This is a genomic window from Acinetobacter sp. Tol 5 (assembly GCF_019702905.1).
GTDB lineage: Bacteria > Pseudomonadota > Gammaproteobacteria > Pseudomonadales > Moraxellaceae > Acinetobacter > Acinetobacter bereziniae.
Genome location: NZ_AP024708.1, coordinates 3070551 through 3094417, shown reverse-complemented (window position 1 = coordinate 3094417; position 23867 = coordinate 3070551). Strand labels below are relative to the sequence as shown.

At 37.0% G+C, this 23867-nt stretch carries 22 protein-coding genes and 1 pseudogene; 15 read left to right on the top strand and 8 right to left on the bottom strand.

Annotated elements, in window-relative coordinates:
* Window positions 1–61: 61 nt before the first annotated feature.
* Entirely contained in the window at window positions 62–1669 is a 1608-nt protein-coding gene (locus tag TOL5_RS14320) for a tyrosine-type recombinase/integrase (protein ID WP_221260414.1), read from the bottom strand.
* Window positions 1670–1799: 130 nt separating this feature from the next.
* On the opposite strand from TOL5_RS14320, the gene dusB reads away from it, so the two are divergent.
* Complete coding sequence (gene dusB / locus TOL5_RS14315) at window positions 1800–2816, top strand: tRNA dihydrouridine synthase DusB (protein ID WP_265597120.1); 1017 nt, start codon at window positions 1800–1802, stop codon at window positions 2814–2816.
* Window positions 2817–2840: 24 nt separating this feature from the next.
* Here dusB and TOL5_RS14310 read toward each other — a convergent pair whose 3' ends face one another.
* Window positions 2841–3716 carry a LysR substrate-binding domain-containing protein gene (locus TOL5_RS14310; RefSeq protein WP_005030042.1) on the bottom strand — a complete coding sequence of 292 codons (876 nt, stop codon included), beginning with the start codon at window positions 3714–3716 and terminating at the stop codon, window positions 2841–2843.
* Window positions 3717–3858: 142 nt separating this feature from the next.
* Between TOL5_RS14310 and TOL5_RS14305 the strand changes: the two genes are divergently transcribed.
* Window positions 3859–5280 carry an aspartate ammonia-lyase gene (locus TOL5_RS14305; protein ID WP_121774051.1) on the top strand — a complete coding sequence of 474 codons (1422 nt, stop codon included), beginning with the start codon at window positions 3859–3861 and terminating at the stop codon, window positions 5278–5280.
* Between the two features lie 326 nt (window positions 5281–5606).
* Here TOL5_RS14305 and TOL5_RS14300 read toward each other — a convergent pair.
* Window positions 5607–5878: pseudogene (locus TOL5_RS14300) on the bottom strand (DUF4291 family protein).
* Between the two features lie 206 nt (window positions 5879–6084).
* On the opposite strand from TOL5_RS14300, the gene TOL5_RS14295 reads away from it, so the two are divergent.
* Window positions 6085–6594: a DinB family protein gene (locus TOL5_RS14295; protein WP_151781051.1), complete on the top strand. Its 510-nt coding sequence runs from the start codon at window positions 6085–6087 to the stop codon at window positions 6592–6594.
* A 52-nt stretch (window positions 6595–6646) separates the two neighbouring features.
* On the opposite strand, the gene TOL5_RS14290 is transcribed toward TOL5_RS14295, so the two are convergent.
* The 3 genes from TOL5_RS14290 to TOL5_RS14280 all read right to left on the bottom strand — a co-directional run bounded on the left by TOL5_RS14290 (window position 6647) and on the right by TOL5_RS14280 (window position 8965).
* Entirely contained in the window at window positions 6647–7690 is a 1044-nt protein-coding gene (locus tag TOL5_RS14290; RefSeq protein ID WP_151781050.1) for an NAD(P)H-dependent flavin oxidoreductase, read from the bottom strand.
* A gap of 128 nt (window positions 7691–7818) precedes the next feature.
* The gene (locus TOL5_RS14285) at window positions 7819–8520 is read right to left on the bottom strand and encodes a VIT1/CCC1 transporter family protein (protein WP_004831504.1); all 702 of its coding nucleotides are present in this window, start codon (window positions 8518–8520) and stop codon (window positions 7819–7821) included.
* Window positions 8521–8620: 100 nt separating this feature from the next.
* The gene (locus TOL5_RS14280; protein WP_004831503.1) at window positions 8621–8965 is read right to left on the bottom strand and encodes a hypothetical protein; all 345 of its coding nucleotides are present in this window, start codon (window positions 8963–8965) and stop codon (window positions 8621–8623) included.
* Window positions 8966–9514: 549 nt separating this feature from the next.
* Here TOL5_RS14280 and TOL5_RS14275 point away from each other — a divergent pair.
* The 4 genes from TOL5_RS14275 to TOL5_RS14260 all read left to right on the top strand — a co-directional run bounded on the left by TOL5_RS14275 (window position 9515) and on the right by TOL5_RS14260 (window position 11699).
* The gene (locus TOL5_RS14275; protein WP_009585049.1) at window positions 9515–9925 is read left to right on the top strand and encodes a roadblock/LC7 domain-containing protein; all 411 of its coding nucleotides are present in this window, start codon (window positions 9515–9517) and stop codon (window positions 9923–9925) included.
* Window positions 9926–10294: 369 nt separating this feature from the next.
* Complete coding sequence (locus TOL5_RS14270) at window positions 10295–10651, top strand: hypothetical protein (RefSeq protein ID WP_004721834.1); 357 nt, start codon at window positions 10295–10297, stop codon at window positions 10649–10651.
* 96 nt (window positions 10652–10747) lie between these two features.
* Window positions 10748–10963: a DUF1653 domain-containing protein gene (locus tag TOL5_RS14265; RefSeq protein WP_004831501.1), complete on the top strand. Its 216-nt coding sequence runs from the start codon at window positions 10748–10750 to the stop codon at window positions 10961–10963.
* Between the two features lie 142 nt (window positions 10964–11105).
* Window positions 11106–11699: an O-methyltransferase gene (locus TOL5_RS14260; RefSeq protein WP_151780799.1), complete on the top strand. Its 594-nt coding sequence runs from the start codon at window positions 11106–11108 to the stop codon at window positions 11697–11699.
* Between the two features lie 62 nt (window positions 11700–11761).
* Here the strand turns inward: TOL5_RS14260 and TOL5_RS14255 are convergent, their stop codons facing one another.
* The gene (locus TOL5_RS14255) at window positions 11762–11968 is read right to left on the bottom strand and encodes a KTSC domain-containing protein (RefSeq protein WP_004831498.1); all 207 of its coding nucleotides are present in this window, start codon (window positions 11966–11968) and stop codon (window positions 11762–11764) included.
* Window positions 11969–12195: 227 nt separating this feature from the next.
* Between TOL5_RS14255 and TOL5_RS14250 the strand changes: the two genes are divergently transcribed.
* Window positions 12196–12693, top strand: a complete 498-nt coding sequence (locus tag TOL5_RS14250; RefSeq protein WP_042090260.1) for an endonuclease V — start codon at window positions 12196–12198, stop codon at window positions 12691–12693.
* A gap of 96 nt (window positions 12694–12789) precedes the next feature.
* Window positions 12790–13146: a VOC family protein gene (locus TOL5_RS14245; protein ID WP_004831496.1), complete on the top strand. Its 357-nt coding sequence runs from the start codon at window positions 12790–12792 to the stop codon at window positions 13144–13146.
* Window positions 13147–13206: 60 nt separating this feature from the next.
* Here the strand turns inward: TOL5_RS14245 and ahpC are convergent, their stop codons facing one another.
* Window positions 13207–13770, bottom strand: coding sequence for an alkyl hydroperoxide reductase subunit C (gene ahpC, locus TOL5_RS14240; RefSeq protein WP_004721823.1), 564 nt, complete (start codon window positions 13768–13770; stop codon window positions 13207–13209).
* 469 nt (window positions 13771–14239) lie between these two features.
* Here ahpC and hrpA point away from each other — a divergent pair, with 469 nt between their 5' ends.
* The 6 genes from hrpA to blp2 all read left to right on the top strand — a co-directional run bounded on the left by hrpA (window position 14240) and on the right by blp2 (window position 23777).
* Window positions 14240–18136 (top strand): ATP-dependent RNA helicase HrpA, encoded by a 3897-nt coding sequence (gene hrpA, locus TOL5_RS14235; protein ID WP_199995327.1) that lies wholly within the window; start codon window positions 14240–14242, stop codon window positions 18134–18136.
* Between the two features lie 47 nt (window positions 18137–18183).
* The gene (locus TOL5_RS14230; RefSeq protein WP_221260413.1) at window positions 18184–19299 is read left to right on the top strand and encodes a beta-ketoacyl-ACP synthase III; all 1116 of its coding nucleotides are present in this window, start codon (window positions 18184–18186) and stop codon (window positions 19297–19299) included.
* 156 nt (window positions 19300–19455) lie between these two features.
* Window positions 19456–20259, top strand: coding sequence for a lysophospholipid acyltransferase family protein (locus tag TOL5_RS14225; RefSeq protein ID WP_042090258.1), 804 nt, complete (start codon window positions 19456–19458; stop codon window positions 20257–20259).
* Between the two features lie 9 nt (window positions 20260–20268).
* On the top strand, window positions 20269–20784 hold the full coding sequence (locus TOL5_RS14220) for a hypothetical protein (protein WP_151751253.1): 516 nt from the start codon (window positions 20269–20271) through the stop codon (window positions 20782–20784).
* Between the two features lie 30 nt (window positions 20785–20814).
* Complete coding sequence (locus TOL5_RS14215; protein WP_151751252.1) at window positions 20815–21213, top strand: GFA family protein; 399 nt, start codon at window positions 20815–20817, stop codon at window positions 21211–21213.
* A gap of 224 nt (window positions 21214–21437) precedes the next feature.
* Window positions 21438–23777, top strand: a complete 2340-nt coding sequence (blp2, locus tag TOL5_RS14210) for an Ig-like repeat protein Blp2 (RefSeq protein ID WP_151751251.1) — start codon at window positions 21438–21440, stop codon at window positions 23775–23777.
* Window positions 23778–23867: the final 90 nt, after the last annotated feature.

The window sequence follows — 23867 nt, the reverse complement described above, 5'->3', positions numbered from 1 at the left end:
TATAAATATTATTCAATAAGCTTAATTGCAGTAGAAAGAAATAATGGTTTTAGTTTTTTATCTATTTTTCTATATGATAGTGCTCATCAAAATAATAGTTATTCGAAACATCTAACCAAGCGTTTAATTCAAAATCGAATTCTAAGACACGATTTTTAAACAGTCTGATAACACGATTATTTTTAAAGCTGAAATGTGATGCTTCATTTGGTAATTCATCCCAATTAACTTTCCCATATTCTGCAAACCAATCTTCCCATGCAATTTGAATTTCAGAAATGAAGAACTCCTGCTTTTCTTTATTCCAAGAAAAAGGATGCTGAGTCTGTAATTTCTTCACGTGTTTTCGGATGAAATACTTGCTTTGTTTATGATGCTCTATAAACTCAATTAATTGATTATGAATGAACTCAAAATTTACTTCAATTTCACTATTCTGGCTTAAGTCATGCGCTTCGAAAGTATCCATTTCAGCAATGTTGCGCTGTTTTTTATTCCATTCTTTAAAGTGATTATTGTAGTCTGACTCTGCGTTGCTTATAGCTTCAGCATAATCTAAGCGATGCTCACCACGTTTTTTAAAATTTACATATCTCTTTAATGTATTCCATGATTCATGCAATGTAATAGTTTGAAGCTTAGGAATTGAAAAACCCTCTTCAGCATACCTTGTGGCAGCTTCATGACGCATATCATGAAAACGCAAATCTTCGATACCCAAATGTGAGCAAGCTCGAGTAAAGTAAGTGGATACAGTTGCAGAATTCATAGGAATTAATAAAAGCTCATTACCGCCTAGTTCAAGCATCCTAGTGCGTGTATCTTTATCTAAAAATTTATTAACAAGTTCAATTGCCTTGGGTTCTAAATGTGCATACTTATGGTTTCCCTCAGATCCGTCAGGATGCTTGGCATCTCTTACTAGCCACTGAGTATTATGACGGTCATAATCAGAAAGTCTTAAAGAACAAATTTCATCTTCTCGACGTCCTGAATAAATTGCAAACCACATAATTAAATGCATTGGTACAGATCTTCGCTTTCGCTTCCAATTTCTATAAAAATGAGTGGTAAGAGCTTGAAGCTCGTCACTTGTAGGCAAACGATCACGAGTTTTTGATTTAGTGACAATCCTTGATTTTCGAAGTCCTATTAAAGCTTTATCAAATTCAGAAATGACATTTTCAAGTGGTTCGCCCCACACATATTCCGCATGCACTAAAACAGCTTTAATATGGCTTAGATCTTTTAAGGCTGTTGCTGGTGCAACTCCATCGATTCCTTTTAATGGATCTCCTTTACGCCGTGAAATTGCATGTTCTGAAAAATCTTGCCGTGTTAATGAATAGATATTTTTCTCAGAAATCTCTAAACTAGCAATGTGGTTAAGTGCTCCAGTCTTGGTCCTCGCAAAACTATCTGCTTCCTCTAAATATTTTAGAATTAAATCTGCTAAGGTTTTCTGCTTCAACTCTTCTTTAGGATTGAGCATTTTATCTGGGTTTAATTCAATTTCAGCTTCAGTTCTTTTTATCCATTCATCTGCTAAAGATTTTTTGCTGAATGTTTTTGATGCTGCATAGGTAGGATAATTTTCACGTTGAACACGAACTTGAGCGCGGTAGCGAAAAGTGCCATCTTTTAATTGACGTTTAGTGACCGTACCCATGTAATTTGCACCATGATTTTTATAAGGTGCAAATAGGGTGCAACAAAAGGTTGCTAGAAGTCAATAAGAGGCGATTCAAAGAAGTTTAAAGAGGTTATAAGAATTGAGTCAAAACAACGTCATTAAAGAATTGTTTGATAAATCAATAGATAAGAAACTTTGGGTCGCCCCTATGGCAGGGGTGACTGATCGTCCGTTTAGAACACTATGTAAGTACTTTGGTGCCGGGCATGCGGTCAGCGAAATGATGACATCTGATCAGACTTTAAGGATGACCAAAAAAAGTTTATATCGTGCTAATTTTGATGGGGAATTAGCACCCATTTCCGCCCAAATTGCAGGTTCTGAACCTGAACAATTGGCTGAAGCTGCACGTTACCAAGTTTCAAATGGCGCTCAGATTGTCGATATCAATATGGGCTGTCCTGCGAAAAAAGTCTGCAATAAGTTAGCAGGCTCAGCACTGTTACAAGATGAAGATTTAGTTGCCCGAATTTTAGATGCAGTGGTCAATGCTGTGGATGTTCCTGTCACTTTAAAGACCCGTTTGGGCTATTTAAATGGTCAAGAGAATATCCTCCGTGTGGCAAAACGTGCTGAAGAAGCAGGGATAGCTGCCTTAGCCTTGCATGGTCGTACCCGTGAAGATATGTATTTAAATACCGCACGATATCACTTGATCAAAGAAGTTAAACAGTTGATTTCAATACCCGTGATTGCCAATGGTGATATTGATAGCCCTGAAAAAGCCAAATATGTGTTGGACTATACCAGTGCGGATGCGGTGATGATTGGTCGTGCGGCACAGGGAAGACCTTGGATTTTTCGTGAAATTGCCCATTACTTAAAAACGGGTGAACATTTGCCTGCTCCCAATATCCAAGAAGTGAAAGATGTTTTACTTGGTCACTTGTCTGAGCTTTATCAGTTTTATGGGGAATATTCAGGTTGCCGTATCGCACGAAAACATATTGCTTGGTACACCAAAGGCTTACATTCAAGCAATGAGTTTCGTCAAAATATGTATAAGGTGGAAAGTACACTTGAGCAAGCCAAAGTTGTAGAACAGTATTTTGACCACTTATTGGATCAAGGCAACCTGATGAGTGATGTACAAGTGGAGTCCGTTAATTTATTGGATGTATAAGTTAACGGCTTTACAATAAAAGCCTTAATTTAAGACCAAGGCATTCCAAACAAAATTTACTTTTTCTGAGTAAATCAAATGGCTACGGACGATATACACATCCTGAAAGAAGCTATAACCCTCCAAAACCTTTAACTTATTGTCATTCAACTCTTCTTCAATCAATAATCTTGGCAGCCATGCGACACCTAAGCCTTGTAAAGCCAAAGCTTTTAAGTCACTGGCGTTGTCTGTTTCATACAAGGTACGGTAATTTAATTTACCTTCGATCACTTTATCGACACATTTACCCAAATAGGCTTTTTTGCTGTAAGCCAAAAGAGGGAAGTTTTGGCTAAATGAATACTTGGGTTGGTGATTGATTGTTGCTGTGACAGGTAAGACTTCCATTTTGACAATTTTATGATATTTAAAAATACTGGGGTCCAACTGTTGTAAAGTGATTTGATCACAATAACAAATTAAAAAGTCACAAGAGCCTTCTTTTAATAAATAAAGCCCTTGCTGTAAATTGGAGGCGATAATTTCTAATTTTAAATCATCATAATTGCTATATAGTTTTTGAATAAACTTAGGGAAAAATTGAGTAATGAGTGAGTGGGATACTGCAAACTTAATCGATAACTCATTGTCTTTAATATTTTTTTCTAAATAGTTGATGGTGGTATTCATTTGATTTTTAATGTTTTTAGATGTTGAGAGTAAAACTTGCCCTGCATCGGTGAAATCAATGCTTTTGCTATAGCGTTTTAAAATCTGAAAGCCAAGCGCTTCTTCAATATTCTGTATTCTGCGTGTGAAAGCGGATTGGGTAACATGACGTAGCGCAGCAGCTTTAGAGATTGATTTTTCTTGATCTAAAGCCAAAAGATCTTCTATCCATCGAATTTCTAGGGTCATATTGATTAGCCGTTCTACATTGCACTCTCAGCATTATAACAAGTGATATGCAAAAAATGCATACATAAATATTTTTTTACATTAGCCAATTTTCAAAGCATTTCCTAAGATAAATTTATTCTTATATTGAGCTGTAATGCACATGAACATTGAAATTAAAACGCGAGTTGAGAAGGATTTATTAGGACTTAAAGAAGTGCCATTTCATTGTTATTATGGCGTACAAACCCTAAGAGCATTAGAAAACTTTAACTTAAGTTCAACTAAATTAAGTCACTTTCCTGTTTTTATTAAAGCACTTGCAATGGTTAAGGCTGCGTGTGCAGATGCCAATTTCAAACTCAATAAGCTCGAAGAAAATAAATATAATGCAATTCAGCATGCTTGCCAGCAACTGAACAATGACCTGTATCATGAACAGTTTCCGATTGATATGATTCAAGGCGGTGCGGGTACATCAACCAATATGAATGTCAATGAAGTGGTCGCGAACATTGGATTAGAGTATTTAGGGCATGCAAAAGGGGAATATCAATATTTGCATCCAAATAATGATGTAAATATGTCTCAATCAACCAATGATGTTTACCCTAGTGCAATAAAAATCGGTTTATTGTTTGCTTTAGACCAACTTAATCTGCCTTTCCAAAGTTTAATTCAATGCTTTGAAAATAAATCAAATGAGTTTTCTCATATTTTAAAAATGGGACGTACTCAGTTACAAGATGCAGTACCGATGACTTTAGGTCAAGAATTTGCAGCATTTGCGCATACTTTGCAAAATGATTTGAAAAAAATCAATCAAATTATGCCAGACGCTTTAAGTGTGGTGAATCTTGGCGGAACTGCGATTGGTACTGGTATTAATACTGAAGTTGAGTACCGTATTCTTGCTATTCAAGCTTTATCTAAAATTACCAATAAAACCATTTCAAGTGCGCCTGATTTAATTGAAGCGACTTCGGATATGGGCGATTTTGTTCTGTTATCAAGCTTATTAAAACGTACCGCTACGAAACTTTCAAAAATCTCAAATGATTTGCGTTTGTTGTCGAGTGGTCCACGTGCTGGTTTAAATGAAATTCATTTAGAGCCACGTCAACCGGGCAGTTCAATTATGCCAGGTAAAGTGAACCCTGTAATACCAGAAGCAATGAATCTTGCTTGTTATCAAATTATGGCAAATGATTTGGCAATTACACTCGCTGCTGAAGCAGGTCAATTGCAGCTCAATGCGATGGAACCTTTGATTGCTTTCAAATTGTTTGAATCAATTGATTTGTTAGGCAGAGCAATGCGTATGTTTGAGCAGAAATGTATTCAAAATATTCGTGCAAATGCAGAACATTGCCAAGCTTTGGTAGACAACTCGATTGGTATTATTACGGTGTTGAATCCTTACTTAGGTTATGAAACGACAACGCGTATCGCTAAGCAAGCCAATGAAACTGGGGCAAGTATTTTAGAGTTGATTCGAGCAGAACAATTGCTTTCTGATGAAGTTTTAGCTTCTGTGCTTGCTGTGCAAAATATGGTTCACCCAAAGCAGAAAGATGCAGCTTAATTGCCTTGTAAATTTAGTTGATTCTCAGGGAAATACGTTCCGTTTCTTTTCTGATTAAAATAACACAGCCTCCAAATGGAGGCTGTGTTATTTGTAGATAGTTAGATTATTTCTAGGTTTGGGTTATTTGAGACATCACTCATTAAGTTCTAAGCGTAATCGAACCTTAAAAAATTAAAACACCCATTCAATTAGGCAATCCGCAAATGTTGTTTTAGCAGATCATTTCAAGGGTAGATCCGCTCTTTTCGAAAATAATTTTTCAGCATATTTATACTCTCCTGAGCATCAAAATTGTGGCATTTTGATGAGTAGCAAGTGTTGGGTCAGTATGAGTGCTTTATTGCAATCAATATTCCCAAAAAATCACGCTGTATACAGATCGCTAAAATATGATTTTGATTGGGTTTGCTTGCCCAATGACTACGCCCCATCAACCATAAAAAAGACGGTTTGATCCATGTCATTCTTTGAAAAGAGAAGGGGAGACAAACTTTTGATGTTGTATAGCGAGCTGTGCAATATGTGGGTTATAAGCTTTATAAACCGTAATGCTGTCACGGTCATATACAGCATGGATTTGGTGATATGCATGCATGATAAATCTCACTTGTATTTTTGAATAAGTAAAAGAAAAGAAAACTTATCTAAACAAGTGGAAAATGATCGACCGATTGGCAACAAAGTGATTGATCATGATAAAAGCAATTTATATTGATTTTGTTGTCATTTTATTCAAAATAGAATTTTTATTAAGCTGATTAAGTTGATCACTGTACACGCTATGCATAGGTCGTTGAGTAAATGAATAAGGATAATTTAAGACGATTTGCTCAATATAATATTTGGGCGACACAACATCTTTGTGAATGTTTAAAAGCCGTATCTGATGCAGATTTTAATCAAGATATTGGACTGTATTTTAAGAGTATTGCAGGAACGCTTAACCATTTACTGCTGGGCGAACATTATCTCTGGTATTCACGTTTTAAAGAAAATCACTCTCCAACTATGGCATTAAACACCATCATTCATCAGGATAAAACTCAGCTTTTGAATGAATTAAGCCATAAGAGCCTAAATTGGTTGAGCTTTATTGATGATTTAGATGAAATACTTTTAACGGGAAATTTGAACTATTTTAGATCGAATGGGGAAGCGCAAAGCTTGCCTTATGCAGATACGCTGATTCACGTTTTTAATCATGGTACACATCATCGAGGGCAAGTAACTGCTGCTATGACGATATTGGGTTATCAATGCCCTGAGCTTGATTGGGTATATATGTTGGTTGAAGAAAATTTACAAGATTGACCAGAATAAATTACAGAAATGACACATCGTCACTTCTGTAATTGCTTTTAAATCAAGCGTGATTCATTTCTACAACCAATTGATTCAGTAGATCTTGAGCCTCGAGTTCACGAATTTGAGCAACATTACTACCTGCCCAAAATGCACCAAAGCCAACATCGCCATTTTGTATTGCCACTGCATTGAGCTGTTTTGCCAAATCATATGCGTATGGATAGGCTGCAACATCTGGACGATCAGCTTGATCAATTCGAGTTTGCCAATGATTGATGATGCCACGTGCTGGGCGACCTGAAATACTTGAGGTAATTTGGGTCAAAGGATGATCAAATAAAGCTTTGCGGTAAGCAGTATTGGCATTTGACGATTTACATTGTACAAAGGCGGTTCCCATTTGCACTGCATCTGCACCGAGATTGAGCATGGCTTTTGCCTGTTGACCATTCATAATTCCTCCAGCTGCAACCACAGGGAGTGAACAGTGTTTTTTGATCAGTTGAACAAGGTCGGAGGTTTTAATTGCACCATCGATCTGTGCATTAAAAATACCACGATGTCCACCTGCTTCAATTCCTTGAGCAATGATAATATCAATCCCTGCTGCTTCGATCGCAAGGGCTTCAGTCAGATTGGTTGCTGAAACAAGCGTTAAAATACCAGCATCTTTTAGTTTTTGGATTTGATATTCATGTGGAATACCAAAGTGAAAACTCACCGCTTTGGGCTGTGTTTCTAAGCATAGATCTAAAAAATCATCGTTGTCTTTAAAGCTTGGATAAATACATTTTAATTCAGTGGGTGGAACTGCACCAAATTTTTCAAATTCAGTGGCTAAATGTGCTATCCAAAGCGTATTGGAATCTATATTTGTGCTTGATGATTCATGACAAAAAAAGTTAAGTTGAAAAGGATATGGTGTTAAGTTTTGCGTTTCTTTGATTTGTTGACGTGCAGTTTCAACAGTATTTGCCCCAAGCCCCAATGACCCAAGAGCACCTTGATTAGATACTTCAGCTGCTAATAGGGGAGTTGAAACTCCTGCCATAGGTGCAAGCAATATTGGAAGTTTTATTCCTAACTGTTCTAATAAAGACATTTCCTAGCTCCTCAATTTTCATTTACTTTGCCCAAGCTGAGGGCAATAAGCAAATTATGTTCAGTATTTATTTTAAAAATATAATTTAAATACATGTTTATGTGGAGCTGAGGTGAAACATGTTGATATTAAATCGGAGCGACATGGAAAAGAGAGCCAATCCAACTGGAGAAAGCCATCGCGATAATGCCCCAAATGGCAACTCGAAGGCTGCCTTTAAGCATAGAGGTTCCGGCAAAATAGCTTGATAACGCACCTAAAATGACCAAAGATAAAATACCGACCACCAAAACCACTTTTTCTAAATAAATTTCAGGGCTGAATAGAATTGATAGCGTAGGCAATAACGCCCCGATCGAGAAAGATAACGCAGAAGAACCAGCAGCTTGAATCGGTTTGGCAGCAGTTATGTCATTGATTCCAATTTCATCACGGGCATGGGCTTCCAATGCATCTTTTTCAGTCAGTTGAATAGCAACCTGATGGGCTAGCTCAGGGTCTAGTCCACGCTGTATATAAATATGTGTTAGTTCTTTAAGTTCTAAATGCGGATTTTTTTCTAATTCGCGTGCTTCAACTTTTAAATCCGCCTCTTCTATATCCGATTGTGATTTGACAGAAATATATTCACCTGCTGCCATTGAAGTTGCACCTGAAATTAAGCCAGCAATACAGGTAATAAGTAGTGTGTGACTCGATGCTCCACTTGCTGCCATCCCCATCACTAAACTGGTCACTGAAATAATACCGTCATTGGCACCCAGAACAGCTGCTCTTAACCAGCCTGTACGTTGTATAAAATGTTGTTCTGGGTGATGTGAATGAGACATAAAGGTGACTCCATATTCAGGAAAGTTAAATCACTTATAATTTAAGTATATGACAAATATAAAAAAGCTCCTATGTCAGGAGCTTTTATTTCAATTCAAATTATTGTTGAGCTTTTTCTTTGACATCGGCTGCACCTTTTTCAACGGCGCCCGCTGCAGTTGCGGTTGCATTTTTAGCCGCATCTACAGTTGCGTCAGCGGCATGAGCGGTTGCATCAGCGGCATGATCTACAGCTGTAGCCGTTGCATTGGCAGCATGATCAGCTGCTTGTGCTGTTGCACTCGCAGCATCTTTAGTGGCATTTTCTACATCATGTTTAGCTTGATCAACAGCATTTTCAACATGTTCACCCGTAGTCGCTCCTGTCTCAGGTGCTTTATCCTTATTACAGCCTACGAGTGCAATCGTAGCAATCAGACCCAAAGCGAGTAAAATTTTATTCATCTTGTATACCTTTTTTAAATTAATATTTGGCATCCAGCAGCTGGATGAAATAAATATAAACACAAAAAAAAACCAAATCAAAAAATAAAATGTAACGTTTTTATAAGCCTTATGCTTTGAATTAACAACTCGAATCCTTCAAACAAAATTATTTTCATCAAATCTTAATATATTATTCATAAAATAGTATATGTGTGGTCTTTTTTTATTCAAAAATTATAAGCAACAAGAAAATATAGTCGTGCAACAACATAGTGGAGATGTAAAGTAAAATGTAATGTGCAAAATGGGTATTTTGTGCCGATGCACCATATATGAGCAAGAATGACATTATTGAGGGAAATCTGACATTTATATGTTTAGAATACTATTTAAACAGTTCTTAAAATAAAACTGAGTTAAAGTAAAAAAACATATTTACAAGCAAATAAAAAAAGATAGAATTAAGAAGAAAGTGTGAAATATATCAAATAATTCACTCGCCCCAAAAAGCCCCAAAATGGTGCTTTAAACGCGGGTAAAATGGAAATTTATGGGGTTTTCTTAAATATGTTGGATTTAAACAAATCTCGAAAAGTGCCAGATGATTTTGTGGAATATGCTGAAAAACAAATAAGGCATTTACTGAACGCTGTGAGTGGTGTTGAGTTTGTGATGTTATGTACTTCAGATGGTTTTGAAATTGCGCTGGTCAATAAGAAAAACATTAATAATTCAGGAAAAATTGCTGCTGTAAGTAGCTCAATTTTAGCGATGGTGACTGCTTTTGTATCAGAGATTAATCTTGTTGGATGTCAAACAATTACTTTAGATGCAGAGAATGGAAAGGCATTGCTTACAGCAATTCCGCATCCGACGCATCCTTTAGTTTTGGTTGCCATGACCAATAAAGATATTTTGTTAGGTCAAATGCTATATGAGCTAAAGTCGACTACAGAATTGCTGATGAAAAATATCTAAGGTCGCTCATGAAAATTGTTAAGCGGCTTATATTTTTTATATAAAACGAGATGTTTATCAATAACTGAAATAATCTATTGATAATTGTTGAAAGTTGTAGCAAGTTTTAAATGATTAAAAGCCTAATTTATTTTTTAAATTACGCTTGAATAATTAATATTTTTTATGCTATTAAAATAAGCATAGGAAATAATTAATTAAAATTGATTATCGAATAAAATTAAAATAGGTATTCAAGAAGAATACTAATTTTATCCATGTTAGCTAGGGGTATTAATCTTTAGTTAAATAGTAAAGTGTTTTAGTAAAGCAAAATAAAAATTGAATTACTAAAGCAAACAACAATGTCAAATAGAAACGGGGATGCTCATGGCTCGTATCACACTAGATCAATTAACAGATATCGATGGTTTCGTCTGCGCTGCTTTAGTAGACAGCGAAAGCGGTCTTTCATTAGCGACAGCAGGCGCAGGTTTGGACTTGGAATTGGCAGCAGCAGGTAATACTGAAGTTGTTCGTGCTAAGCGTAAAGTTGCCAAAGCATTAAAACTTGATGATGTAATTGAAGATATTTTGATTACTTTAGGTAAGCAATATCATTTGATCCGTCCATTAGATTCAAATGAAAATTTATTCCTTTATCTTGTTTTAGATCGCTCTAAATCAAACTTGGCTATGGCTCGTCACGAGTTAAAAGCATTTGAAAAAGGTTTAGACTTTTCTTGATTTATCATTGAAAAGTAAATAAAAGCTCGTCTTCGGACGAGTTTTTTACATTAAGATCATGTATAACATAATAATCGTATTGGTGGTTTTATACTTATGTTGAAAGTCGGAATTTATAAACATTATAAAGGTAATTTGTATCAAGTTTTACATATTGCAACGCATAGTGAAACACGAGAAAAATTGGTGGTCTATCAATGTTTATATGGTGATTATTCAATTTGGGTTCGCCCATATGAAATGTTTATAGAACATGTCAGTTTGGAAGATGGTCAATCACGAGCAAGATTTGAGTTTTTACACACCATCTAATTTAGCCTACTCATTGATTTACAGTGTATGGCTAAACATGATTTGTATGATAAGAATTTGTGCTACAAAGCTGATAGATTGTCATTGGAATGACGTAAATAATTGAAATAATAACAATGATAGTAAAGAGGAAGTGCTGAATATGAGTTTAAGTCACCCATTTTTGCAACGATTGAATGAACTATATCAGTCTTTTATCAAGTTTGATGCGACACAATGTGATCGAATCAAACGATATCGTAACATCGAACCTGAATCCGCATTATTTCTGGCTATGCAAGTAAGAATTCAGCAGGCAAAAACGATTTTGGAAATTGGAACCTCTACGGGCTATTCCACTTTATGGCTGGCTGATGCCGCCCAAGTCACCGGTGCGCGGGTTACAACACTTGAGATTGATGAACAGCGAACACTACAAGCAAAGCATTATGCCAAAGAGTTGCAACTGGATCATGTTATTGATTTTTGGGTAGGTGATGCACAACATTATTTAGAAAAATGTCATGAAAAATACGATTTTATATTACTTGATGCAGAGCGTGATGCCTATTTGAATTACTGGGTTTTCTTACAAAATATGATTGAGAATCAAGGGGGGGTATTGGTGGTTGATAATGTGATTTCGCATGCTGCTGAGGTTAAAAGTTTTACTGATGAAGTCAAGCGAGATACTCGATTTATGACAACGACACTATCTGTGGGCGCTGGGCTTTTTATTGTGACATTCAAAAATTAATTTTCAGTGTTGTATCAGGGAGATTTCTCCCTGACTTTGTGCTGAGAAGGAAGTTTTGTAAATTATAAAATTGAAAGTCGTTTAAAATGTACGTCATATTCTAAATACTTGTGCACAAAAGCCGTTTTATCACTACATCGCAATAAATTATCATATATAAATTCTGGTACAGGATGATAAAGTTCTCCAGAACCATTGTTATAAAAAATTTTTAAATACCGTGAAGAAGCATTGTACTTCCAAGAAGTCACGGTAATCATTGATCCCATAAGCAACCCCTTAAACTTCTGATTGTTCTACAGAAAAAAGTGTTCTGTATGATTTGAAATTAGTCCATTCATCTTTAGAAAAGTATTGTGGTTTTGTAAAAATGCTGAGGATTTTTCTGATAAGCTTATACCACATATGAAAATCTAAAATTTTAAAACAGAGCAAATATCATGAATAAAAGACTCAAAAAGAATGTTTGTTTTATCTTGGAAACAAAGGGGATGCAATGATACTTGCGATAGATGTTGCCTATAGTGGGACGAGTGCGCAAGTTGCTGGAGGCATATTTGATGCGTGGGAAGCAACTGATTTATTCAAGCAATACAGGATTTCTCTAGATCACATCATGGACTATGAATCTGGGCAATTTTATAAGCGTGAATTGCCTTGTATTCAGGCTTTATTGGCACAAATTACAGAACATATCGATATGATTATTATCGATGGCTATGTGCATCTTGGGAATGAGCAGAAAGCGGGTTTGGGACAGTATTTGTATGAAGCGTTAATGCTTAAAGTTCCTGTGATTGGGGTGGCGAAAAATCAGTTTACAGGCACACCAAAAGATTGCGAAATTTTGCGAGGACAAAGCCTCCAACCGCTTTATATTTCTGCGGTCGGTATTGAGCTTGAGCTTGCCAAGCAATATGTGAAAAGAATGTATGGGAAATATCGAATCCCTAAGTTGTTAAAAGATGTTGATCGTTTAAGCAAAATGCCGTAGCAATAATTGAATTATTTTATAAATCATTACAGCTTTATTTGTAGAATTTTGACATAAAGTTAGATGTAGTATGATGAAAAAACAGGAGAAATAAAAATGAACCAGCCATCAGGTGAGCAAAAAATTGCAATTAATTATATTGAATTTAATGTCAAGGATATTCAGCAATCCAAAGCATTTTATCAACATTTGGGTTGGACTTTTACTGACTTTGGTCCAGCTTATTGTGAATTTGATTCTGGCTTGATTAAAGGTGGTTTTGCCCAAGCTGACCACGTTCAAAGTGCAGGTGGCGCGTTGATTATTTTGTACAGTGATAATCTTGAACAGAGTTTGCAGCGTGTAACAGATGCAGGTGCGACCATCGTACAAGAGATTTTTAGTTTTCCAGGCGGGCGCCGTTTTCACTTTAGAGATTTAGATGGCTATGAACTCGCCATATGGTCGCATTAGAAAATAAATAAAAAACCACGCTAATAAAGCGTGGTTTTTAAAATCTAATCTAATTTGATATTAGATTTTACCCACTAAGTCGATAGAAGGAGCAAGTGTTGCATCACCTTCTTTCCATTTAGCAGGGCAAACTTCGCCAGGATGACCGTGAACATATTGAGCTGCTTTAACTTTACGAAGAAGTTCAGAAGCATCACGACCAATACCACCCGCATTGATTTCGATGATTTGGATTTTACCTTCAGGATCGATAACGAAAGTACCACGGTCAGCAAGACCAGCAGATTCGATTAAAACTTCAAAGTTTTTAGCAAGTACCCAAGTTGGGTCGCCAACCATTACATATTCAATTTTTTTGATTTCTTCAGAAGAATCGTGCCAAGCTTTGTGTGTGAAGTGAGTGTCTGTAGACACAGAATAGATTTCAACACCTAATTTTTTGAATTCAGCATAGTTATCAGCAAGATCACCAAGTTCAGTTGGGCAAACAAAAGTGAAGTCAGCTGGATAGAAGAAAACTACAGACCATTTACCTTTAAGATCAGCTTCTGTAACTTCGATGAATTGACCGTTTTGGAAAGCTTGTGCTTTAAAAGGTTTAACTTCAGTATTAATTAAGCTCATCATTATCTCCATGATTGAGGTGTTTATCTAATATATAACTAGAATAATGAATTTTAGGTTATTGGTGAAATAGTATTTTTTTATAGCTAAGATCGGAAAATCAAATTAGCAAGCTCCAGATACTTTTCACCAAAGGCAAGTGTCCGTCATTGTTGCATCAACTAAAGCAAATAAAGATGATGTTTGAATGACAAAACCATCCTTTTTAAATCTGTAACAAACATGATGCTTCTGAGCTTATATTTCAAGGGTGAATTTTTAAAAAAGATATAAAAAATATTTCAATGTATAGAAATTGTTCTGCTAATATCCTTTGAAGCTTAAATACGTCACATTTTTAATTCAATATTTTTTATTTTCAGTCTGATTTAGATCAGACAATTATGATTTCATTTTCAAGACACTATCTCTGTTGCGCTTTACAGCGTAAAATATTTTGTTCAATTTTAAATATTAGGATAAAGCATCTGTGCCAAATCAGTTAAATGTCGATCAATGGGTTATGGTACGCGATCGCCATCGTTTAAGCCGACTGAAAAAAGGAAAAGATGCCGATCCAGAAAAATTTAAAGAACTTTTTGAAAAATCGAATCAGCAAGTAAAAAAAAGATTTGCCAGTCTACCCACGATTAAACTTAATCAAGACTTACCTGTCACTCAATATGCTGATCAATTGATAGATGCGATTCAAAAACATCAGGTGATTATTGTTGCGGGGGAAACGGGTTCTGGTAAGACTACTCAGTTACCACAAATAGCAATGCTTGCAGGTCGTGGTTTAACAGGGATGATTGGTCATACCCAGCCTCGACGTCTTGCAGCACGAAGTGTATCTCAACGTATTGCAGAAGAAGTCGGCGAAAAACTGGGTGAGTCCATCAGCTTTAAAGTCCGTTTTAATGAACAAGGTTCCAATGATTCCATTGTTCGTTTGATGACGGATGGTATTTTGCTGGCTGAACTGTCAAATGATCGTTACTTAAATAAATATGACACGATCATTATCGATGAAGCGCACGAGCGTTCATTGAATATTGATTTCATCATGGGTTATTTAAAACAGTTGGTGAAAAAGCGCCCTGATTTAAAAATCATCATTACTTCGGCAACTTTAGACGTTAATCGATTTAGTGACTACTTCAATGGCGCGCCTATCTTTGAAGTAGAAGGGCGTAGCTTCCCTGTAGAATTACGTTATCGTCCGATTTCAGAAATGACGATTGGCGGTAGTGATGACGATGATTTTGATGATTTCGAAGAAAACTTACCACGTGCGGTTGTACAAGCTGTTGAAGAGTGTTTAAAAGATGCTGAAGCTAAAGGGCATCCAGAACATGCTGATATTCTGATTTTTTCCAGTACTGAACAAGAGATTCGTGAACTACAGGAAACCTTGCAAAAGTTTGGTCCAAAACATACGCAAATTTTACCGTTATATGCTCGACTCGCTTTAGCCGAACAGCAGAAAATCTATAATCCATCGGGTGGCGGACGAAGAATTATTATTGCGACCAATGTGGCGGAAACGGCTTTGACGGTTCCAAATATCCGTTATGTGATTGATAGTGGTTTTGCACGTATTTCACGGTATAACTATCGTTCTCGGGTACAACGCTTACCGATTGAAGCGATTTCACAAGCAGCTGCAAATCAGCGAAAAGGGCGTTGTGGTCGTATCGCGCCCGGTGTGTGTATTCGTCTTTATAGTGAAGATGATTTTCAAAGTCGCCCTGAATTTACAGAACCTGAGATCAAGCGAACAAATTTAGCCTCGGTTATTTTGCAGATGCAAAGTTTGGGCTTGGGGGCTGTTGAAGATTTTGATTTTATTGAGCCACCCGATCATCGTTTGGTCAATGATGGTCGAAAGCTATTGATTGAATTAGGTGCTATTCAAGAACAGCAAAATTCATCAATGAGCGCGAAGCAAGCTGGTAATTCTGCTCGCAGTGAGCTGACCAAAATTGGTCTGCAAATGGCGAAAATGCCGATTGATCCACGTTTGGCGAGAATGATTTTGGGTGGGGCTCACTTTGGTGTACTTCGTGAAGTGTTAATCATCGTTGCAGCTCTTGCTGTACAAGACCCTCGTGAACGTCCTGCGGATAAACAGATGCAAGCCGATCAAAAGCATGCATTGTTTAAAGAAGCTGATTCAGACTTTTTATTTTATCTGAAATTATGGAATACCTTGAGTGAAAATCGTGAGACTTTAAGCGAGAACAAACGTCGTAATTTTGCCAAGCAGCATTTTCTCAGTTGGTTGCGTTTGCGTGAGTGGAAAAAAACCCATGAACAATTGCTCGATTTGGCGCAAGGCTTAAAGCTGTCTTTTAATGAGAAAAAAGCCAGTTATGAGAATTTGCACCGTGCGCTATTAACAGGTTTATTGTCCTTTATTGCCAATAAAACAGATGAGCGCAATACATTCATGGCAGTACGTCAGCAAAAAGCTCGAATTTTTCCTGCATCGACATTGCATAAAACCAATACACCTTGGGTGATGGCATTTGAAATGGTGGAAACCTCTCAAGTTTATCTGCGAACTTTGGCAAAAATTGAGCCTGAATGGATTCTTTTGGCAGCGCCAAATTTATTAAAACATCATTATTTCGAGCCACATTGGGCGAAAAAACCAGGTGTGGTCAATGCCTATGATCAGATTTCATTATTTGGTTTGATCATCGAACCGAAGCGTGCAACCAATTACGAAAAGGTGGATCAGCCTGCTGCGCATGAAATCTTTTTGAGAGATGCACTGACAACAGGAAACTTGGGGATTACGCCACCATTTTTAAAACACAACCTATTAAAACTTGAGGAAGTTGAACGAGTTGAAGATAAGTTGCGTCGTCGTGATTTGGTGGTGGACGAAGAAACAATTTATCAGTTTTATGCAGCCAAAGTCCCTGCTGAAATTGCAAGTCGCCGTAGTTTCGAAGATTGGCGAGCAACTGTAGAGCCTAAAAACCCACGTTATCTATTTGTAGATGACGATGATTTATGGATGACAGATCGTCCAACCACTCAGCAATTCCCAGATTATTTACACAATGGGCAATTGCGATTGGCGGCGAGTTATCGCTTTGATCCAAGCCATGATCAAGATGGTGCTACCGTTAAAATTCCAGTGCAGGCTTTAGCGCAAGTCGATGAAAATATGTGGTCGTGGGGAATCCCTGGCTGGCGCTTAGAGTTGATTGAAGCATTACTTAAAGCACTACCCAAAGATAAACGTCGTAATTTGGTACCGATTCCTGACACAGCGCAAAAGTTGATGAAAGCTGTGGATGCCCAACATTTGCATGGACATATATTCGATTTCTTGGCATTTCAGTTAAGAGGCGAACAAATTAGCGCGAAAGATTTTTCTTTTGAACGTGTTGAACCTTATCTGATTCCATTTATTAAGGTTATGGATGAAAAAGGTCGTGTGTTGGAACAAGGGCGAGATCTTGCTGAACTCAAAGCACGTTGTCGTACCGAAACACATAGTCCTGTGAAACAGTTAAAAGGTGAATTTACGGTTTTCCCTGAAAATTTTGTTTTTGAGGCATCGCAAAAAGTCACAGGTGTTGTTGTTAAACAATATCAAGCCTTGGTGCCGACGAAAGACTTTGCCCAATTAGACACCAAAGATGAATCTGGAATTGTGATCCAGACCTTTAATGACCAAAATGAAGCCATTAAGCAGCATCGTGAAGGTGTAATTCGGTTGATTCATATGCAGTTAGGTGACTCAATCCGCCAACTGAAAAAGCAAATTTCAAAACCATTAGCTTTGGCTTATTCACCATTGGGAGATAAAGCTCAGCTGGAACAAATGTTGGTTTATGCAACTTTGCAAATCGCAATTCAAGACTTACCGATCAATGCTGAGGAGTTTGCTCAATTAACTGCCGAGGTCAAGAAAAGCTTTTTAATGCATGGTCAGGAAGCATTAAAACTGATCAGTGAAATCTATATTCAATGGCAAGAAATTCGTCAAAATTTACTGATGTTGGATCAAGATGTATTTGGAAAAAATATAGATGATATTGAAGACCAACTGGATTTAATGAATCTTTCCAATTTTGTTTATTCAAAATCTTCCGATATTTGGCAGGAATATCCACGTTATTTAAAAGCATTGTTATTGCGTTTAGATCGTTTGCCGAATAATCTAAATCGAGATGATGCTGCAATAAAAGAAGTTGATCCTTGGATGGATAAACTGTTTAAGTTTAAATCCGATGTTCGTGTAAAAGAAGTGTATTTCATGGTTGAGGAACTACGGATCTCATTATTCTCACAACCGATGAAAACCAAAATGCCGATATCTTCGACTCGAATACAAAAGGTATGGGAAAAGCTAGGAATCGGTTAGAATAGAAATAATTTGAAATATTTGTGAATTGAGAAAAGGAGTTTTACATGGGCATCCGTATTACTGGTACAGGTTTGTACCATCCTGAAGAAGTGATTACCAATGAAGAGTTGGTGGACTGTTTAAATGCTTATGTGGAACAATTTAACACTGAAAATGCTGAAAAAATTGAAGCTGGTGAAGTTGTTGCGCGTCGTGGTTCAAGTGCAGATTTTATTGAAAAAGCATCAGGTGTGAAGCGCCGCTATGTGATTGAGAAATCAGGTGTATTGGACATTAACCGTTTAAGACCACGTCTTGAAGAGCGTTCTGATGAAGAGCTTTCTATTCAGGCAGAGTGGGGCGTAATCGCAGCAAAACAAGCGATGGAAAATGCTGGTGTTACAGCAGAAGATATTGATGTTGTGATTCTTGCTTGTTCAAATTTACAGCGTGCTTACCCTGCTGTTGCGATTGAAATTCAAACTGCACTTGGTATTCAAGGCTATGCCTATGATATGAATGTAGCATGTTCAGCGGCGACTTTCGGTTTAAAACAAGCTTATGATGCTGTGAAAACGGGTGCTCGCCGTGTGTTATTGGTCAATGTTGAAATTACCTCTGGGCACACGGATTACCGTTCACGTGACTGTCATTTTATTTTTGGTGATGTGGCTACAGCTTCGATTATCGAAGAAACTGAAACCAAAACAGGTTTTGAAATCGTAGATATCCATTTATTTACCCAGTTCTCGAATAATATTCGTAATAACTTTGGATTTTTAAATGGCTCTGAATTAACGTCTCGCGACGATAAACAATTTCGTCAGGATGGTCGTAAAGTTTTTAAAGAAGTTTGCCCATTGGTTGCAAAAATCATTTCTACGCAATTGGAAAAAAACAGTATTCAACCTGAAAACGTTAAACGTTTCTGGTTGCATCAAGCCAATGCCAATATGAATGAATTAATTCTAAAACTGATTGTCGGGCGTGAGGTTGCAGAAGCTGATCCAGAATTAGTACCCATTATTTTGGACGAGTTTGCCAATACCTCTTCTGCGGGTGTGATTATCGCATTGCATCGTACTGCTGATCAGGTCAATGATGGTGAGTATGGCGTACTTTGTTCATTTGGGGCTGGCTATTCTGTTGGTTCAATCCTTGTACAAAAGCATGTTGCTTAAATCAACCTCGTAAAATAGCTGTTCACTCCGTCTTTAATAAAGGGGGAGTGATTGCCTGAAGTCTAAAGCAATTTATTGTTAATCTTCCATAAAAAGCTTCTAAATTGAATAATGGGCAGATTAAAAATGTTGAAAATCAGTTTGTAGAGATACAACATGACCGATAAAACTTTAAAAATACGACACAATGCTAAACTGATCCGATTGATCAGTAGTTTACAACGCTTTTATTTTCGTCCAACATTTTTAGGCACAGAAAACCTTGTACCCCATAAACCAGCCATGTATGTTGGGAATCACACTATTTATGGCGTACTTGATTCTCCGATTTTGATCGACTATTTATTTACTGAACATAAGATTGCTGTGGTGAGTCTAGCTGATCATATGCACTTTCATATCCCAGTTTGGAAAGAGGTGGTAAAGCGTGTTGGGGGCATCGATGGTGTTCAAGAATATGCTAAAGCAGCAATGCGTCAGGGCTATTCAATTCTGGTTTTTCCAGGCGGTGGGCGAGAGGTCATTAAACGCAAAGGTGAAGCTTATCAATTGATTTGGAAACAGCGTTTCGGTTTTTTAAAGTTGGCACAAGAGTTTGACTATGAAATTGCACCTTTTGTGGCTTTAGGCGGAGATGAGGTTTTTGATTTAGCATTTGATGTCAATGTCTTACTTCAACAGAAATGGTTTAACAAAATATTATCCAATCCCAAAATTGACCGTTTTCTTCGACATGGTGAAGTAATTCCTTCAATTCCAAAACATATTATCCCGAAACGCATTCCTTTTTATTTTAAATTTATGCCACGTTTAGCGATTGATCAGATTGAAACCATGGATGATATGATTCTATTTAGAGATCAATTACAACAGCTTATTTATACAGAAATCGAAGCATTAAAGTCGTATCGGGCACAAGATGCCAGCTTGAAAGATACAAACTCTAAATATTCAGGTTGAGTTTGCCCTATGTTTGAACTTCAAAATAATTTAGATGATATTTTTAAACACTTGAACCCTTGTCGGCAAATAATTTCAGAGGTCAGTTCTTTTCCTCAAGATCTAAACTATGTCGAATTTCTAAAAACATGTGCTGATACTGAAATCACAGCGGATATTCATCTGTTTGGATATGAAAAAGCACTCAAGGAAAATCAATACTTAGCACAAAATTTTCCAATACTTTCAAGACAAGTATGGATGATTGGAAGAACTGGACAAGGTGATGAATGGTTTATGGATCGGCAAAGTTTTGAGATACTCTTTTATGATCATGATTTAGGCTTTACGGATGCTTTAAATTTCCATTCACTTCAGTCAATGCAGATTAATTTTTTTCAATTTTTACAATTTGCTTTGTTGTTGCAAGAATGTGAAGAATATATCGATAGATCAATCACTGATAATGAATTTGCTCAATTTGAGCAATCAGTTAAGCAAATAGATAGTGCACTTTTTTCAAACTATCCATTTAATTACCAATAAATAATACAAACATTCATCAAGGAAAAAAATATGTATACAGCTTCATGTTTATGTGGCGGCATTCAATTTAAAATCCGTAGTGAAATTGCCGAAATATTTGTTTGTCATTGTCAACAATGTCAGAAAGCACAAGGCTCTGCATTTGTTGCAATTACTCCAATTTACAGTAAGGACTTGGACATTGTTCAAGGCAAAGAATTATTGGGGGAGTATTATGCAACGACTAATAAAAAAAGAGTTTTCTGTAAACACTGTGCTTCGCCCTTATTCAGTGCGCGTTTAGATTTACCCGATGTGGTTCGATTACGTGTTGGAATCATTAATGAAGCTGTTAAGGCAAAAATTATGTCACATGCATTTACTGAGAATAAAGCAGCATGGTATGAAATTTTGGATGATGCACCCCAATTTGCACAAGCTGTATGTTAAGTTCAGTTTGACATTTTATTAAAAAATAATCATCCACTGGATTTAATATCAAGTTATTTTATTGAACGTTAAAATTTATTTTTTAAGCAAATGAATTCTATCTACTTATCATTTATTTATCAGAGCACTATAAATGGTTGAGTAGTGATTAAAATGCATTGGTGTCTATATAGGGTTTCTGTATAATTTCAAAAAAATAAACTTTAAATGAATTGAGGATATAAATGACAAGAATAGTCGTTGCCGCGAAACAAGATCAAACTTTATTGCAAGACACTCAATCCAAATCGGTAATTTTAGATCGACCCTCAATTATTCAAATTGGGGTAACACAACAAGATGTTAAAACGCTAGAACAATCTGGTGATAAGCTCATTGTGACATTGAAAAATGGTGAACAGATTGTTTTAGAGGGTTTTTTCCAGACCCATACAACCACAGTGCACTCTTTGGCATTTCCAAAGGCGGATGGAACTTTTAGCCTTGCACAATTTGATGAGACGGGAAAATTCACTCATTACACGGGTCTGCAAAAATTAGATTCACTATTATACGAAGGTGCAAATACTGTTCCTGCGCAACAACTGAGTGCTTATGAGTCAACTTCCGTATCATCTTCAGATTTTTCAATCTCTGAACTTTTTTCCTCAAGTGCTGCTAAAGCAGGTTTAGGGGTCCTTTCTGCAATCGGATTAGGCTTGGCACTGATTGACAATGGGGATAAAAAATCGAGTTCACCACCAGACATCACTGCGCCGAAAACACCAACTGCAACAATCAATGCAGAGGGGACGAAAATCAGTGGTACAGCTGAAGCGGGCGCCACAATTTATGTGGTAGACAAAAATGAAAAAGTTATTGTCACGGTCAAAGTGGATAAAGATGGTCAGTATTCAGTAACATTGCCAGAAGCATTGGTCAATAATAATAGTTACTACGTTAAAGCCAAAGATGATGCTGGAAATTCATCGGGCTATACGCAAGTCACTGGAACAAAGGACACCATTGCACCTGTAGAACCTCAGGCGCAATTAAATGATCAAGGAAACATTGTCACAGGTAAGTCTGAGGCCAATGCAATCATCAATGTTTATGATGCATCAGGTAAACTGATTGGAACAGCAAAAGCCAATACTGAAGGCGTGTTTTCAGTTGCAATTTCACCTGCTTTAACCGCAGGTCAAATAGGATCTGTTGAAGCGGTTGATGCAGCAGGGAATAAATCCGAACAGCACAAAATAGAATTGGGCAAAGATACGATTGCGCCAGATCAACCGAAATATGAACTCAATAAAGAGGGAACGAGCATACTCGGTACTGCAGAAGCCAATGCCAAAGTCATCATTCAAGATTCAACAGGTGTTGTAATTGCAACAGGTACAGTCAATGCACAGGGGAAATTCAATATCACAATTTCGCCTGCTTTGGGAACCAACCAAACAGGTAAAATTATCATTGAGGATGCAGCCGGAAATCAATCTAAAGCCATTGAAATTAAACCTGGGCAAGACCTCTTAGCCCCTGAAAAACCTGTAGCCAGTTTAAATGCTGAAGGCACTATCATTACAGGAACAGCAGAAGCGAATTCTAAAATTACCGTCTATGACAGTGCGAATAAACTGCTGGGTACGGCAACGACAGATGCCAATGGAAATTATACGGTCACGCTTTCAAGCGCTTTGACTGAGGCAAAAGTAGGGAGTGTTTATGCAACAGATGCAGCTGGAAATCAATCAGCAGTTACATCTGTAACAGGAACTAAAGATGTCACGCCACCAGCAAAACCTTTAATCACAAAAGTAGAAGACGATGTTGGTGAAAGCAAAGGTTCAATTGCTGACAATGGCAACACCGATGATAAACGCCCAGTGATTTCGGGGACGGGTGAAGCAGGTGCAACATTGATTATTTATGACAATAACAAAGCTGTTGGAAAAGTTACGGTTGGCGCAGACAGTAAATGGTCATTCAGTTTCGATTATGATTTAAGTCTGGGAGTACATAGCATTACCAGCGTACAAACGGATAAGGCTGGAAATACCAGTTTGATGAGTGATGCGCGCTCATTTACGGTAGTTGAAGTGGGCGTGAAGGTAGCGCTGGCAGAAGAAATGTTTGTAAATGATCAACCATTGACAGACGTCGATTCAACCTTGAGCAGTAAGATGGTCAACTCCGAGCTTAATTCCAATGCGAATAATGACAGAGTGCCGCAGAATACTGCGCATGTAGAAACGAATAGCACTGCTTTGACTAGTGAGCATATTGCAAAGCTTTTGCAAACAGCTTCTGAAACTGATGGTTCTATTCAAACTCATTCAGACACTGATCATAGGACCTCTGTAAATGATTTATTTTTGGATGCTTCTGTTTTAGAGCCTAAAGAGCAACAGATTGAGGATGTGATTGAAAGTGCAATGAAGCACAGTGCTACGACAAGTGAAAATATAATGAATTCAACCTCGGAAACTGTTGATCAATACATGAATAATTTACCAAATACGACCATATTCCCTATAGATGCGATTGCTGAGTTATTAAATTCACAGCAAGTTTTGTTTTAATTGAAATATACGCAACAAGCACCTACGGGTGCTTTTTTATTGAGATAGATTTAGTATAGAGTAAGGCACTAAGTTCATAATCAAAAAAAT

What these genes read in the sequence shown, in the direction of transcription:
- TOL5_RS14320 (WP_221260414.1), bottom strand. Translation starts at nt 1,669, where the DNA reads ATGGGTACGGTCACTAAACGTCAATTAAAAGATGGCACTTTTCGCTAC.
- TOL5_RS14310 (WP_005030042.1), bottom strand. Translation starts at nt 3,716, where the DNA reads ATGACCCTAGAAATTCGATGGATAGAAGATCTTTTGGCTTTAGATCAA.
- TOL5_RS14305 (WP_121774051.1), top strand. Translation starts at nt 3,859, where the DNA reads ATGAACATTGAAATTAAAACGCGAGTTGAGAAGGATTTATTAGGACTT.
- TOL5_RS14295 (WP_151781051.1), top strand. Translation starts at nt 6,085, where the DNA reads ATGAATAAGGATAATTTAAGACGATTTGCTCAATATAATATTTGGGCG.
- TOL5_RS14290 (WP_151781050.1), bottom strand. Translation starts at nt 7,690, where the DNA reads ATGTCTTTATTAGAACAGTTAGGAATAAAACTTCCAATATTGCTTGCA.
- TOL5_RS14285 (WP_004831504.1), bottom strand. Translation starts at nt 8,520, where the DNA reads ATGTCTCATTCACATCACCCAGAACAACATTTTATACAACGTACAGGC.
- TOL5_RS14280 (WP_004831503.1), bottom strand. Translation starts at nt 8,965, where the DNA reads ATGAATAAAATTTTACTCGCTTTGGGTCTGATTGCTACGATTGCACTC.
- TOL5_RS14275 (WP_009585049.1), top strand. Translation starts at nt 9,515, where the DNA reads ATGTTGGATTTAAACAAATCTCGAAAAGTGCCAGATGATTTTGTGGAA.
- TOL5_RS14270 (WP_004721834.1), top strand. Translation starts at nt 10,295, where the DNA reads ATGGCTCGTATCACACTAGATCAATTAACAGATATCGATGGTTTCGTC.
- TOL5_RS14265 (WP_004831501.1), top strand. Translation starts at nt 10,748, where the DNA reads ATGTTGAAAGTCGGAATTTATAAACATTATAAAGGTAATTTGTATCAA.
- TOL5_RS14260 (WP_151780799.1), top strand. Translation starts at nt 11,106, where the DNA reads ATGAGTTTAAGTCACCCATTTTTGCAACGATTGAATGAACTATATCAG.
- TOL5_RS14255 (WP_004831498.1), bottom strand. Translation starts at nt 11,968, where the DNA reads ATGGGATCAATGATTACCGTGACTTCTTGGAAGTACAATGCTTCTTCA.
- TOL5_RS14250 (WP_042090260.1), top strand. Translation starts at nt 12,196, where the DNA reads ATGATACTTGCGATAGATGTTGCCTATAGTGGGACGAGTGCGCAAGTT.
- TOL5_RS14245 (WP_004831496.1), top strand. Translation starts at nt 12,790, where the DNA reads ATGAACCAGCCATCAGGTGAGCAAAAAATTGCAATTAATTATATTGAA.
- ahpC (WP_004721823.1), bottom strand. Translation starts at nt 13,770, where the DNA reads ATGAGCTTAATTAATACTGAAGTTAAACCTTTTAAAGCACAAGCTTTC.
- TOL5_RS14230 (WP_221260413.1), top strand. Translation starts at nt 18,184, where the DNA reads ATGGGCATCCGTATTACTGGTACAGGTTTGTACCATCCTGAAGAAGTG.
- TOL5_RS14225 (WP_042090258.1), top strand. Translation starts at nt 19,456, where the DNA reads ATGACCGATAAAACTTTAAAAATACGACACAATGCTAAACTGATCCGA.
- TOL5_RS14220 (WP_151751253.1), top strand. Translation starts at nt 20,269, where the DNA reads ATGTTTGAACTTCAAAATAATTTAGATGATATTTTTAAACACTTGAAC.
- TOL5_RS14215 (WP_151751252.1), top strand. Translation starts at nt 20,815, where the DNA reads ATGTATACAGCTTCATGTTTATGTGGCGGCATTCAATTTAAAATCCGT.
- blp2 (WP_151751251.1), top strand. Translation starts at nt 21,438, where the DNA reads ATGACAAGAATAGTCGTTGCCGCGAAACAAGATCAAACTTTATTGCAA.